This is a genomic window from Streptomyces sp. NPDC052036 (assembly GCF_040680495.1).
Lineage (GTDB): Bacteria > Actinomycetota > Actinomycetes > Streptomycetales > Streptomycetaceae > Streptomyces.
The window spans coordinates 218,597-231,649 of the sequence record NZ_JBFAWW010000003.1; the positions used below are offsets into that span (position 1 = coordinate 218,597).

14 protein-coding genes are annotated in these 13,053 nt (G+C 68.0%); 9 read left to right on the top strand and 5 right to left on the bottom strand.

Translation table 11 applies throughout. From position 1 onward, the window contains the following. Positions 1-450: 450 nt before the first annotated feature. Complete coding sequence (gene dnaA, locus AB0L95_RS07310; RefSeq protein WP_365158285.1) at positions 451-2,346, bottom strand: chromosomal replication initiator protein DnaA; 1,896 nt, start codon at positions 2,344-2,346, stop codon at positions 451-453. Positions 2,347-2,769: 423 nt separating this feature from the next. On the opposite strand from dnaA, the gene rpmH reads away from it, so the two are divergent. The 9 genes from rpmH (at position 2,770) to AB0L95_RS07355 (ending at position 9,774) form a co-directional block, all read left to right on the top strand. After that, entirely contained in the window at positions 2,770-2,907 is a 138-nt protein-coding gene (gene rpmH / locus AB0L95_RS07315; protein ID WP_003956500.1) for a 50S ribosomal protein L34, read from the top strand. 18 nt (positions 2,908-2,925) lie between these two features. Beyond that, positions 2,926-3,300 (top strand): ribonuclease P protein component, encoded by a 375-nt coding sequence (gene rnpA / locus AB0L95_RS07320; RefSeq protein WP_365158289.1) that lies wholly within the window; start codon positions 2,926-2,928, stop codon positions 3,298-3,300. After that, positions 3,297-3,650, top strand: coding sequence for a membrane protein insertion efficiency factor YidD (gene yidD, locus AB0L95_RS07325; protein WP_365158292.1), 354 nt, complete (start codon positions 3,297-3,299; stop codon positions 3,648-3,650). Before rnpA ends, yidD begins: the two co-directional genes overlap by 4 nt. 3 nt (positions 3,651-3,653) lie before the next feature. Next, positions 3,654-4,931: a membrane protein insertase YidC gene (yidC, locus tag AB0L95_RS07330; protein ID WP_365158295.1), complete on the top strand. Its 1,278-nt coding sequence runs from the start codon at positions 3,654-3,656 to the stop codon at positions 4,929-4,931. Positions 4,932-4,946: 15 nt separating this feature from the next. Continuing rightward, the gene (locus tag AB0L95_RS07335) at positions 4,947-5,459 is read left to right on the top strand and encodes a R3H domain-containing nucleic acid-binding protein (RefSeq protein WP_365158298.1); all 513 of its coding nucleotides are present in this window, start codon (positions 4,947-4,949) and stop codon (positions 5,457-5,459) included. A 161-nt stretch (positions 5,460-5,620) separates the two neighbouring features. Next, positions 5,621-6,337, top strand: coding sequence for a 16S rRNA (guanine(527)-N(7))-methyltransferase RsmG (gene rsmG / locus AB0L95_RS07340; RefSeq protein ID WP_365158301.1), 717 nt, complete (start codon positions 5,621-5,623; stop codon positions 6,335-6,337). Positions 6,338-6,643: 306 nt separating this feature from the next. Beyond that, positions 6,644-7,717 carry a ParA family protein gene (locus tag AB0L95_RS07345; RefSeq protein WP_365158751.1) on the top strand — a complete coding sequence of 358 codons (1,074 nt, stop codon included), beginning with the start codon at positions 6,644-6,646 and terminating at the stop codon, positions 7,715-7,717. Further along, positions 7,714-8,814, top strand: a complete 1,101-nt coding sequence (locus tag AB0L95_RS07350) for a ParB/RepB/Spo0J family partition protein (RefSeq protein ID WP_365158304.1) — start codon at positions 7,714-7,716, stop codon at positions 8,812-8,814. The genes AB0L95_RS07345 and AB0L95_RS07350 overlap by 4 nt, the downstream gene beginning before the upstream one ends. A gap of 342 nt (positions 8,815-9,156) precedes the next feature. Beyond that, positions 9,157-9,774, top strand: a complete 618-nt coding sequence (locus tag AB0L95_RS07355) for a GNAT family N-acetyltransferase (RefSeq protein WP_365158307.1) — start codon at positions 9,157-9,159, stop codon at positions 9,772-9,774. A gap of 92 nt (positions 9,775-9,866) precedes the next feature. Here AB0L95_RS07355 and trxA read toward each other — a convergent pair whose 3' ends face one another. The 4 genes from trxA to sigM all read right to left on the bottom strand — a co-directional run bounded on the left by trxA (position 9,867) and on the right by sigM (position 13,046). After that, positions 9,867-10,202 (bottom strand): thioredoxin, encoded by a 336-nt coding sequence (trxA, locus tag AB0L95_RS07360; protein WP_355906675.1) that lies wholly within the window; start codon positions 10,200-10,202, stop codon positions 9,867-9,869. A 43-nt stretch (positions 10,203-10,245) separates the two neighbouring features. Further along, on the bottom strand, positions 10,246-11,217 hold the full coding sequence (gene trxB / locus AB0L95_RS07365; RefSeq protein ID WP_355906678.1) for a thioredoxin-disulfide reductase: 972 nt from the start codon (positions 11,215-11,217) through the stop codon (positions 10,246-10,248). A 186-nt stretch (positions 11,218-11,403) separates the two neighbouring features. Further along, positions 11,404-12,336, bottom strand: coding sequence for a hypothetical protein (locus tag AB0L95_RS07370; protein ID WP_365158312.1), 933 nt, complete (start codon positions 12,334-12,336; stop codon positions 11,404-11,406). Further along, complete coding sequence (gene sigM / locus AB0L95_RS07375) at positions 12,333-13,046, bottom strand: RNA polymerase sigma factor SigM (RefSeq protein WP_365158315.1); 714 nt, start codon at positions 13,044-13,046, stop codon at positions 12,333-12,335. The genes AB0L95_RS07370 and sigM overlap by 4 nt, the downstream gene beginning before the upstream one ends. Positions 13,047-13,053: the final 7 nt, after the last annotated feature.

Consider the following 13,053-nt stretch of genomic DNA (forward strand, 5'->3'; position numbering starts at 1 on the left):
GAACACTGGGGACAACCGGCCACAGCCTGTGGGCCGTCGGTGGACAACTCCGTGCACAGCCTGTGGATCTTCGTTTCCTCCACAGGCTGTGGAGATCGTTCGTCCACGAATCCACAGGTGGCTGACCTGGACGGATGTTCTTTCGACAGGTCGGCCTGTGGATGCGATCTGGACAACTCGGCAGTCCCCAGCATGTGGACGGAAGAAAGTCGCCGAATCTGTGGAGAGTGGCCGTAACCCGGCAGGTATTCGAACAGCAGGTTGCCGACGTGCTGCCCCTGAAGGGGGCCGGTTCCGTGGAAGCGGGCGGACGCGGGGGGCCTCAGGACGGCACGAGAGGGCGCCCGGAGGCGTCCGGCCGGGTCCCCCGCAGCGTGCCCGGGAACGGCGGAGGGCGCCCCTGGGGACGATTCCCGGGGGCGCCCTCCGCGGTGTCCGCGGGTGCGGCCGTCAGCCGTTCTTGATGCGGTTGGTCAGCTCGGTGACCTGGTTGTAGATGGAACGCCGCTCGGCCATCAGCGCGCGGATCTTGCGGTCGGCGTGCATCACCGTCGTGTGGTCGCGGCCCCCGAACTGGGCGCCGATCTTCGGCAGCGACAGATCCGTCAGCTCACGGCACAGATACATCGCGATCTGCCGGGCGGTCACCAGGGCGCGGCCGCGCGAGGTGCCGCACAGGTCCTCCACCGTCAGGCCGAAGTAGTCGGCGGTGGCGGCCATGATGGCCGTCGCGGTGATCTCGGGGGCCGCGTCCTCGCCGCCCGGGATCAGGTCCTTCAGCACGATCTCTGTCAGACCGAGGTCCACGGGCTGACGGTTGAGCGACGCGAACGCCGTCACCCGGATCAGCGCGCCCTCCAGCTCCCGGATGTTCCGCGAGATGCGGGAGGCGATGAACTCCAGCACCTCCGGCGGCGCGTTGAGCTGCTCCTGCACCGCCTTCTTGCGCAGGATCGCGATACGCGTCTCCAGCTCGGGCGGCTGGACGTCGGTGATCAGTCCCCACTCGAAGCGGTTGCGCAGCCGGTCCTCCAGGGTGACCAGCTGTTTGGGCGGTCGGTCCGAGGACAGCACGATCTGCTTGTTGGCGTTGTGGAGCGTGTTGAAGGTGTGGAAGAACTCCTCCTGCGTCGACTCCTTCTGCGCCAGGAACTGGATGTCGTCGACCAGCAGGATGTCCATGTCGCGGTAGCGCTTGCGGAACGCGTCCGCCTTGCCGTCGCGGATCGAGTTGATGAACTCGTTGGTGAACTCCTCGGAGCTCACGTACCGCACGCGGGTGCCCGGGTAGAGGCTGCGCGCGTAGTGGCCGATGGCATGCAGCAGGTGCGTTTTGCCGAGGCCCGACTCGCCGTAGATGAAGAGGGGGTTGTACGCCTTCGCCGGTGCCTCGGCGACGGCGACCGCGGCCGCGTGCGCGAACCGGTTCGAGGCGCCGATGACGAACGTGTCGAAGAGGTACTTCGGGTTGAGCCGCGCGGTGGGCTCGCCCGGTCCGGTCGCGGGCGCGGGCTGCGCGGCCAGCGGGCCGGGGGCGCCGGTGGTGGGCAGCCCCGGGCCGCCCCGGTGCGCATGGCCGCCGCCGACGGGCGGCTCCGGCAGCTCGCGCCGGTCGGGGCGCGGCTGGTCGAAGTCGGAGCGCGCGCTCTCGTAGTCCGGGCGCTGCTGCTCGTACGGCGAGCGCTCCAGCGACTGCGTGCGGTAGTCGGGCGCCGGTGTCGCGTACGGGTCGCGCTCGGGAAAGCCGAGACGCTGCTGCTGCCAGCCGTAGTCGTCCTGCGACGAGCGCGGCCAGGCACCCGGTTCGGGGCGCTGGTACTCCCCCGGATACGCGGGACGGGCGTGCGGGAGCTGGTCGGCACGGGTGTGCGGGTGCTGGTCCGGGCGGGCGGCCTGGCGCTGGTCCGCGGGGGCGGTGGGCAGCTGGTCGGCCCGGCCCGCTCGGTGGTCGTCCGCGCGGTGGCGGCCGTATCCCTCGTAGCCGCTCGGGCCGTCGTAGGCGTCGCGGCCGGGGAGCTCGGGCTCCTCGTAGCGCGGCTGTGCGGGCGGAGCGGGTGCCGGGGGCTCGCCCGCGGAGTCGTCGACGGTGATCGCGATGCGGATGGGGCGGCCGCACTCACGGCTGAGCGTGTCGCTGACGATCGGCGCCAGCCGGCCTTCCAGGACACCCTTCGCGAACTCGTTCGGCACCGCGAGCAGGGCGGTGTCGGCGACCAGCGCCAACGGCTGGCAGCGCCGGATCCAATGCTCGTCCTTCGCCTCGACCCCCGGCCCTCGCCCCTCACCGAGGAGCTGCTCAAGAACGCGCGGCCACACTGCGGCAAGATCGGCAGGTACGTCAGCCACAGGGCACGCTCTCTCACAGGTCCCACGCACATGAGGTCGCGGGAAGGTCGGAATACAGGTCGGGCGGGTCGGGCCCGGGACGAAACAGCTGGGCAGGCGACAAGGGAACGAATCGGAGTCCAGTCACGGTAGTCAGGGCGACCGGCGTGGTTCAAGTTGTTGTCCCCAGCCTGTGGACAAGTGTCTCTCATGGCTCGCTGGTTTGACCGGACGGCGCGGGCCCGCGTACCGTAACCAGGTCGAGTTGTCGATGGCTGCTGCCGCCTGCCTCCGATGGGCACAGATCACGTACCAGTGTTCCGACCAGGGAACACGCCGGTGATCGGGAAGCGGTGCACTCGGGCGTAAGCGAGCTACTCGTGGGCGCACGGTGACAGCCAGGCGACACCCCGCCAACCACCGAATCATTACTGGAGCCCCCGAGTGAGCAAGCGCACCTTCCAGCCGAACAACCGTCGTCGCGCGAAGACCCACGGCTTCCGGCTGCGTATGCGCACCCGTGCCGGCCGCGCCATCCTGGCGTCCCGCCGTAGCAAGGGTCGCGCCCGTCTGTCCGCCTGATCGCGTACAGGTCATGACGTGCTGCCTACCGAGCATCGGCTGAGGCGGCGCGAGGACTTCGCGACCGCGGTACGCCGAGGACGCCGGGCTGGACGCCCGCTTCTCGTCGTCCACCTTCGTAGCGGTGCCACGGACCCGCACGCGCCTGGGGAGAGCGCTCCCCCGACGCGTGCGGGTTTCGTCGTGAGCAAAGCCGTGGGCGGAGCGGTCATACGCAACAAGGTGAAGCGCAGGCTTCGCCATCTCATGCGTGACCGAGTGGCCCAGTTGCCCCCCGGTAGCCTGGTAGTCGTACGAGCGCTGCCCGGATCGGGTGACGCTGACCCTGCACAGCTGGCCCGAGACCTGGATGCCGCCCTTCAGCGGCTGCTGGGAGGAGGGGGCGCGCGATGAAGTACCCACTGCTGGCCCTGATCAAGATCTATCAGTGGACGATCAGTCCACTGCTGGGGCCGGTGTGCAAGTACTACCCCTCGTGTTCTCACTACGGCTACACAGCCATCGACCGGCACGGTGCGATCAAGGGAACGGCACTGACCGCCTGGCGCATCCTGCGGTGCAATCCGTGGTCGCTCGGCGGGGTGGACCATGTCCCGCCGCGCAAGCGCCCGCGGTGGCACGAAATGCTGCGCGACGCGTGGCGCGCACGCAAGGGCGGGCCCTCCGCCGCCGAACCGGCCACCGAGGGGGATCTCCTCTCAAGCCCGGCCGCAGAGACCCCGTCCCATGCCCAAGGAGCATGATTAGTGGACACGATTGCCAGCTTCTTCAGCTTCATCACGACACCCGTCTCCTGGGTCATCGTCCAGTTCCACACGGTGTACGGCGCGATCTTCGGCGCTGACACAGGCTGGGCCTGGGGCCTGTCCATCGTGTCCCTGGTGATTCTGATCCGAATCTGCCTGGTCCCGCTCTTCGTGAAGCAGATCAAGGCGACTCGGGCGATGCAGACACTGCAGCCCGAGATGAAGAAGATCCAGGAGCGCTACAAGAACGACAAGCAGCGCCAGTCCGAAGAGATGATGAAGCTGTACAAGGAGTCGGGTACCAACCCGCTCTCCTCGTGCCTTCCCATCTTGGCGCAGTCCCCGTTCTTCTTCGCCCTCTACCACGTGCTCAACGGCATCGCGACGGGCAAGACGATCGGCGTCATCAACGAGCCGCTGCTGGCCAGCGCTCGTCATGCGCACATCGTCGGTGCCCCCCTGGCAGCGAAGTTCACCGACGGTGCGGACAAGGTTTCCGCGCTCGGCGCTTCGCTGACCGACGTGCGGGTCGTCACCGCGGTCATGATCGTCCTGATGTCGGCGTCGCAGTTCTACACGCAGCGCCAGCTGATGACGAAGAACGTCGACACCACGGTGAAGACGCCGTTCATGCAGCAGCAGAAGATGCTGATGTACGTCTTCCCGGTCATGTTCGCCGTCTTCGGTATCAACTTCCCGGTCGGTGTCCTCGTCTACTGGCTGACCACCAACGTGTGGACCATGGGCCAGCAGATGTACGTCATCCACAACAACCCGACCCCGGGTTCCAAGGCCCAGGCCGCCTACCTGGAGCGTCTGACCAAGCACGTCACGCACCACGGCAAGATCCGCAGGCGGAGCGAGAAGGCCATCGTCAAGGCGATCGTCGCCAAGGGCCGTGAGCGCAACGAGTTCGAGCGCAAGTTCATCAACGGTCTGAGCAAGGCGGGCCTCGCGGCCCAGGCCGACGGCACCGTGGCGACGAGCGAGGCCGTGGCCGTCGCCACCGTCGAGGACGGTACGTCGAGCGCCGGGGCCCCCAAGCGCCAGCAGCCCAAGCGGCAGAGCAAGTCCCAGCGTCAGTCCGGTGCGCCCAAGCCGGCGGATGATTCCGAGGAGTCGTCCTCGTCGCCGTCGCTGACCAAGTCCGACGAGCCGCAGGACACCAAGCCGGACGACGCCGCCAAGAAGTCGGGGCCCAGCTCCGGTTCCCGCAGCAGGGCTCAGTCCGGCCAGCGCAAGGGGCCGCAGCGGCCCAAGTCCCCGTCCAAGAAGTAAGAAGGAGTCCATCCCGTGACGGAAGGCACCACCTCCGCGGCTGCCGAGGGTGCAGACACCCTGACCCGCCTGGAGCAGGAGGGCGAGATCGCGGCGGACTACCTCGAGGGTCTGCTGGACATCGCCGATCTCGACGGCGACATCGACATGGACGTCGAGGCCGACCGCGCGTCCGTCTCGATCATCAGTGACACGGCCAGCCGGGACCTGCAGAAGCTGGTCGGCCGTGACGGCGAGGTGCTGGAGGCACTCCAGGAGCTCACGCGCCTGGCCGTGCACCGGGAGACCGGCGACCGCAGCCGGCTGATGCTGGACGTCGCCGGCTACCGGGCCAAGAAGCGTGCGGAGCTCTCGGAACTCGGCGCCAAGGCGGTGGCCGAGGTCAAGAGTTCCGGCGAGCCCGTGAAGCTCAAGCCGATGACGCCCTTTGAGCGCAAGGTCGTCCATGACGCGGTCAAGGCCGCGGGCCTGCGCAGCGAGTCCGAGGGCGAGGAGCCGCAGCGCTTCGTTGTCGTGCTGCCCGCCTGAAATCGGTTCGCAGCTTTCTCCGGCCCCGTCTGTTGAGCAGGCGGGGCCGAACTTTGTCAGCCTGGTAGTTCCTGGCGGTTGTGTGCCCGGCAGCCGGCAGTCCCTGATAGTTCTGGTGGTCTGCGCTCAGTGCGCTCGTGCGGTACGGAAGGACGGTCCCCGTGACGGAGGCAGCAGCGCTTCCCCCTGCGCCGGAGCAGGCGCGCGAGGTGTTCGGCGATCGCTTCGCGGACGCGGTCCGCTATGCGGAACTGCTCGCGGAAGCAGGTGTGCAGCGCGGTCTCATCGGCCCGAGGGAAGTGCCCCGGCTGTGGGAGCGCCATCTGCTGAACTGCGCCGTGCTCTCTGAGGTCGTGCCCGACGGGGTGACCGTGTGCGATGTGGGCTCCGGTGCCGGACTGCCCGGCATTCCCCTCGCGCTCGTCCGAGACGACCTGAAGATCACGCTGCTGGAGCCGTTGCTGCGGCGCACCAATTTCCTCAGCGAGGTCGTCGAGCTGCTGGGACTGGACCATGTGACCGTTGTCCGCGGCCGCGCCGAGGAGGTCATGGGCACGATCCAGCCGGTCCATGTGGTCACCGCCCGGGCCGTGGCTCCGCTGGACCGCCTGGCCACCTGGGGCATCCCCTTGCTGCGCCCCTACGGGGAGATGCTCGCCCTGAAGGGTGACACCGCGGAGGAGGAGCTGAAGAGCGCCGCCACCGCCCTGGCGAAGCTCGGTGCCGTGGAGACGTCCATCCTCCATGTCGGCGAGGGCATCGTGGAGCCGCTGTCGACCGTGGTGCGTGTGGAGGTGGGGGAGAGCCCCGGCGGCGTGCGCTTCGCGGCCAAGCGCGCGAAGGCGGCACGGACGGGGCGGACGCGTCGGCGTCGCTGATCGGGCGCGCATTCTCGATGAGCCGTCGTACTCCACACAAGCTGCCCCTTCTACGCATCTCGGAGTGTCGCGGAGATCCGGTCAGGGCCGCTGTGCATCGTGTTTCACGTGAAACGTCGCTCACTGCTACACGGCATCATCAGTCGCGGCCGGGCTGCGGCCGAACCCCGCGACCGTAAACCGCTCGGAGCCCTCGGAGGGGTGTCCACCTCGAGGGCTTCGTCCCCCGTGAAGGGCACGGAGTTGTCCACAGAGGTGGATTTCTCCACAGAAGACCAGACCTCACTGGTTCACGACCCCGAAGGCATGGGAGGCTCTGTTCATTGCGAGCCTGTAGTCGAGGAGAGTGAATCCTTGCGGTCCGACGCCAATATCGCGGGACCGATGACCGATCCGGTCCCCGGTCCCCGTACCGAGTCGATGGGGGAGGATGTTTCACGTGAAACACCGCCCCCGATGGACGACACTCCCATCGGTCGTGCTGCCCAACTGGCGGTGGAGGCACTGGGGCGCGCCGGTGAGGGGCTGCCACGACCCGAGCAGACCCGGGTCATCGTGGTCGCCAACCAGAAGGGTGGGGTGGGTAAGACCACGACGACGGTCAACCTCGCCGCGTCGCTTGCGCTCCACGGTGGTCGTGTCCTGGTGATCGACCTCGACCCTCAGGGCAATGCGTCCACTGCGCTGGGGATCGACCATCACGCCGAAGTTCCATCCATCTATGACGTGTTGGTCGAGAGCAAGCCTCTCGCTGAGGTGGTCCAGCCCGTTCCCGATGTCGAGGGCCTCTTCTGCGCCCCCGCCACCATCGATCTCGCCGGTGCGGAGATCGAGCTGGTGTCTCTCGTGGCACGGGAGAGCCGGCTGGAGCGGGCGATCCAGGCCTATGAGCAGCCGCTGGACTACATCCTCATCGACTGCCCGCCCTCACTCGGCCTCTTGACGGTCAACGCGTTGGTCGCGGGGCAGGAGGTCCTCATCCCGATCCAGTGCGAGTACTACGCACTGGAGGGTCTGGGGCAGTTGCTGCGCAATGTCGACCTGGTGCGGGGACACCTCAACCCCGCCCTGCATGTGTCGACCATTCTGCTCACCATGTACGACGGCCGGACGCGCCTTGCGTCCCAGGTCGCGGAAGAGGTGCGCAGCCACTTCGGCGACGAGGTGCTGAGGACGAGCATTCCCCGCTCGGTCCGTATCTCGGAGGCGCCGAGTTACGGACAGACGGTGCTGACCTACGATCCAGGTTCGAGTGGCGCTCTCTCGTATCTTGAGGCGGCACGCGAAATCGCGCTCAAGGGTGTCGGCGTCAGCTATGACGCGCAGCACGCCCCCATGGGCGTCCAGACGGAACAGAGCATGGTGGAGGGGATCCAGTGAGCGAGCGACGGAGGGGGTTGGGCCGTGGTCTCGGCGCACTGATCCCTGCCGCCCCGACAGGGGAGAAGGTGGCGGCCCCGGCTGCGGCGGGCGGCGGTCCGTCCCTCGCGCCCGGGGCGGGGCCCGCACTGACCACGGACCGAGGAGTGGCGGCCGCGAAAGTGGCCACGCTTCCGTCTGTTTCACATGAAACCGAGGAGTCGACGCTCGGCACCACGGAGACCGTCGCGCCTCCGCTGGGTGCTCACTTCGCCGAGCTGCCGCTCGACTCGATCACGCCGAACCCCCGGCAGCCCCGTGAGGTGTTCGACGAGGACGCGCTCGCCGAGCTCGTCACCTCCATCAAGGAGGTCGGGCTGCTCCAGCCCATCGTGGTGCGGCAGCTGTCGTCCTCGCGCTATGAGCTCATCATGGGCGAGCGGCGCTGGCGGGCCTGCCGTGAGGCCGGTCTGGAGGCCATCCCGGCGATCGTGCGGGCCACGGACGACGAGAAGCTTCTCCTGGACGCCCTTCTGGAGAACCTGCACCGGGCTCAGCTGAATCCGCTGGAAGAGGCCGCCGCCTACGACCAGCTCCTCAAGGACTTCAACTGCACCCACGACCAACTGGCCGACCGCATCGGCCGGTCGCGGCCGCAGGTGTCCAACACACTGAGGCTGTTGAAGCTGTCGCCAGCTGTGCAGCGGCGGGTGGCCGCCGGGGTGCTGTCCGCCGGACATGCCCGGGCCCTGTTGTCCGTGGAGGATTCGGAGGAGCAGGACCGGCTGGCTCACCGCATCGTGGCCGAAGGGCTGTCCGTGCGGGCCGTCGAGGAGATCGTCACGCTCATGGGGTCCCGGCCGCAGAGCGCTCCGCGGTCCAAGGGGCCCCGCGCCGGTGCTCGTGTCTCGCCCGCGCTGAGCGACCTGGCGAGCCGGCTCTCGGATCGTTTCGAGACCCGGGTGAAGGTCGACCTCGGTCAGAAGAAGGGAAAGATCACCGTCGAGTTCGCTTCGATGGACGATCTCGAGCGGATCCTGAGCAGCCTTGCGCCGGGTGAGGGACCGGTCCTTGAGCGGAGCCTGGTGGACGACGACATGGAGGAGCCGGAGGACTAAGTCTCCCGGGGCGTCGGCTGGAGACGTCGGCCGGGGACGATCGGTCCCTGGAGAGAAGGCGGGCTGTGTCCGGTGTGTACCGGAACACGGCCCGCTCTTTGCTTTCAGGCGGTATCGAGGGAATCGCATCATGGATACGATGCGATCAGGTATGGCGCATCCACCTGACGGTACCTTCAGTGGGGAGGCGGGGGCCATGCGAGTCATGAGCCGTGCCGGACTGGTGACCGCAGGCTTGAGCCTGGGTGCGGTCGGCGGGTTCGTCGGCAGCCTGCTCAGGGAGCGGAGTGCTCTGACAGCCGCCCGTGGCGCTGCGGGCGAAGGAAGCGAGGAACTGCCTTCATGGGGCGTCGGCTCGTACCGCTCACGCTGGACAACCTTCCGGACCTTCCCAAGCGCTGTCGCGCGTGTGTCTTCTGGGAGTTGGACCCCGTCAGTGGTGAGGCAGCGGTAAAGGCCGGAACCTCCGGGCTGGAGAAAGAGGCGTGGATCTCCGCCGTTCTGCTGGACTGGGGTTCCTGCGGCCGGGTGATCTATGTCGACGATGTTCCGGTGGGCTTCGTCCTGTACGCGCCGCCTGCCTATGTTCCGCGCTCCACGGCGTTCCCCACGAGTCCGGTCTCACCGGACGCGGTCCAGTTGATGACCGCCTTCATCATGCCGGGGTACCAGGGCCAGGGGCTCGGACGTGTCATGGTCCAGACGGTGGCCAAGGATCTGCTCCGCCGTGGCTTCAGAGCGATCGAGGCCTTCGGTGACGCCCGCTGGAAGGAGCCGGCGTGTCTCCTTCCCGCCGACCACCTTCTGGCTGTGGGCTTCAAGACGGTACGCCCGCACCCCACATACCCCCGACTGCGGCTGGAGCTGCGCTCGACGCTCTCCTGGAAGGAAGACGTCGAGATGGCACTGGACCGGCTTCTGGGAGCCGTACAGAAGGAGCCTGCGCTGCGGCCGCTGTGAGGGGCCGCTCATGCGAATGGGCCAGCCCTGGCGGGCTGGCCCATTCGTGTTTCACGTGAAACATCACCGCTTCGGCTCGGCGGCGGCGTCGCTCACTTCTCGGCGATGAAGTCCTCAAGGTCGCGAACGATCGCAGCCTTCGGCTTGGCACCGACGATGGTCTTGGCGACCTCGCCACCCTGGTAGACGTTCAGAGTCGGGATCGACATGACGCCGTACTTGGCCGCCGTGGCCGGGTTCTCGTCGATGTTGAGCTTGACGATCTCGATCTTGTCGCCGTACTCGGAGGCGATCGCCTCCAGCGAGGGCGCGATCTGGCGGCACGGGCCGCACCAAGCGGCCCAGAAGTCCACCAGGACGGGCTTGTCGCTCTTGAGCACGTCCTGCTCAAAAGAGTCGTCGGTCACGTTCTTCAGGGTGCCGGCCACAGTGGGCTCCTTAACTCGGTGGTGCGGTGGGGCGGGGAGAGGGTCAGACGGTGGTCTTCTCGGGCTCCGCCTGCTGCTCGCTGTCTGCGAGAGCGGCGAGGAAGCGCTCGGCGTCGAGGGCGGCGGAGCAGCCGGTGCCGGCCGCGGTGATCGCCTGACGGTAGGTGTGGTCGACGACGTCACCGGCGCCGAAGACACCCGTCAGGTTGGTCCGGGTCGAGGGGGCGTCCACCTTCAGGTAGCCCTCCTCGTCGAGGTCCAGCTGCCCCTTGAAGAGCTCGGTACGCGGGTCGTGTCCGATCGCGATGAACAGACCGGTCACCGGCAGCTCCGACAGCTCTCCGGTCTTCAGGTTGCGCAGTGTCAGGCTCTCCAGCTTCGGGCTGCCCTTGATCTCGGCGACCTCGCTGTCCCAGACGAACTTGATCTTCGGGTCGGCGAACGCACGGTCCTGCATCGCCTTGGAGGCACGCAGGGTGTCACGGCGGTGGACGATCGTGACCGACTTGGCGAAGCGCGACAGGAAGGTGGCTTCCTCCATCGCGGTGTCGCCGCCGCCGATCACGGCGATGTCCTGGTCCTTGAAGAAGAACCCGTCACAGGTGGCGCACCAGGAGACACCGCGGCCGGAGAGGGCGTCCTCGTTCGGCAGACCCAGCTTGCGGTGCTGGGAGCCGGTGGTGACGATGACGGCCTTCGCCTTGTGGACCGTGCCGGCAGTGTCCGTGACCGTCTTGATCTCACCGCTGAGGTCGACAGAGACGACATCGTCCGGAATCAGTTCGGCACCGAAGCGCTCGGCCTGTGCGCGCATGTTGTCCATGAGCTCGGGGCCCATGATGCCGTCCTGGAAGCCGGGGAAGTTCTCCACCTCGGTCGTGTTCATCAGGGCACCGCCCGCGGTGACGGCGCCCTCGAACACCAGCGGCTTCAGCGAAGCGCGGGCGGTGTAGAGCGCCGCCGTGTAGCCGGCGGGCCCGGAGCCGATGATGATCACGTTACGGACGTCGCTCACGGCTTGATTCCTCGTCTCTGGAGACTGCTGCTGCTTCTGCCGGTGGGAGCATCTCTCAGTACTCTCACCCCACCCAACGGATCCTAAGGGGCGCGCATTCCCGGTGTGTCCGGGCACACGCAGTACCCTGCACCGCACACAGATGCCAACCGGAAGCCGGGCAGGGTCCGTCTGACGCGGGAGCTCTCAGGGGCGTTCGTACGAGCGGGTCAGCAGCACCGTGCCGGGCGTGACCGATGCCTTCTTCGCACAGGCCGCATCGACAACATAGGCCGTGACCTTGGTGGGGTCGGAAGCGTCGGGGGTGACGAGCAGATAGACGAGGGTTCCCCGGTACACACCCTTGTCGGAGGCGAGCACAGGCTGGCCGGTGTGGATGGCCTGTTCGACGCAGCCCGGCACACTTCCGGTGGTGTCCTGGAAGGTCCTGTTGGGCTGCATGCCCGAGGGCCCCGTGGTGTCTCCTTCGGACTCGACTCCCCAAGGCTTGCTGCTACCGGCCCGGCCCCCGCCTGCTTTCTGTCCGGCGAGAAGGTCGGTCACCTGCTTCTCCAGGGTGCCTCCGGCGTAGGTGTGGGCCGCGTCGGTGTGCTGCTCTGCGGTCCTGCTCGGGGTTTTGCCCGTGTCGCTGGCGCCCAGGGTGTGCACCAACAGGGCGCCCAGGCCGAGGGCCGCGGTCGTGAAGACGGCTCCCAGAGCGACGGCCCTGCGGCCGCCGCGGCCTGCGCGCTGTGCACGGCCGGGTCCCGTGGCCGCGCGGCCGTGGCCTGAGGGCCGGTCGGTCGGGGAGGGGGGCGATGTTTCACGTGAAACATGCGGGACGGCCGACCTCGTGGAGGGAGTTTCCGTGGTGCCGGACGTGGTCGCCCCTGGCCGGGCCTCCGCGGCAAGGGCGGCGTCGATGCGGCTCGCCACATCGTCCGGCATTTGCTGCGGTACCGGCAGTGTGCCCAGGAGACCGCGGATCTCCTCAAGGGAGTCATACACATCGGCGCAGAGACCGCAGTCCTCCAGATGCCGCCGTATGTCCGCGGTACGGGACGGCTCAAGGAGACCTTCACTGAGGTCGGAGAGCTCTTCGACGTCCGGATGCTCGGCCGTGCCGGTCGTGGATGTCACGCTCGCCCACCTCCGCCCTTCACAGCAGCTGAATCGCTCGACCCGGTGTCACGTGGACCCGCTGCGGGTGGGACGGACGCCCCCTGCGTCCGGTTCCGCCCGCCGCCCGACTTCTTGCCGTCCTGGCCGCTGCTCTCGGTCCGTAGATGGGTGAGCAGCGGCAGCAGTCTGGCTCTGCCACGGGCGCATCGGCTCTTCACCGTGCCGGTCGGCACACCGAGAATGCGGGCGGCCTCCGCCACCGGGTATCCCTGCATGTCCACCAGGACCAGGGCGGCCCGCTGGTCGGCCGGGAGAGTACCCAGGGCTTCCACCAGCTCGCGGTGCAGATCGTTGCGTTCGGCCGGAGCGGAGGCCGACTCGTGGGGCTCCAGGAGCTGTTCCAGCCGCTCCGTGTCATCGACGGGCGAGGTCTTTCTGGACGCCGCCTTGCGGGCACGGTCCAGGCAGGCGTTCACCGTGATCCGGTGCAGCCAGGTCGTGACGGCCGACTGCCCGCGAAAGGTATGGGCGGCCCGGTAGGCGGAGACAAGGGCGTCCTGAACGGCGTCCGCGGCCTCCTCACGGTCCCCCAGCGTCCGCAGGGCCACGGCCCACAGCCGGTCGCGGTGCCGCCGCACCAGCTCCCCGAAGGCGTCGGGATCGCCCCCTGTATGACGGGCGAGGAGGTCCTGATCGCTTACATCACCGTATGCGGCTTCGTCCGCCACCGGACCC

Excerpts from the sequence above, each read along its gene's own strand:
- yidD (WP_365158292.1), top strand. The coding sequence starts at position 3,297 with ATGAAGTACCCACTGCTGGCCCTGATCAAGATCTATCAGTGGACGATC.
- AB0L95_RS07345 (WP_365158751.1), top strand. The coding sequence starts at position 6,644 with ATGGGAGGCTCTGTTCATTGCGAGCCTGTAGTCGAGGAGAGTGAATCC.
- AB0L95_RS07355 (WP_365158307.1), top strand. The coding sequence starts at position 9,157 with ATGGGGCGTCGGCTCGTACCGCTCACGCTGGACAACCTTCCGGACCTT.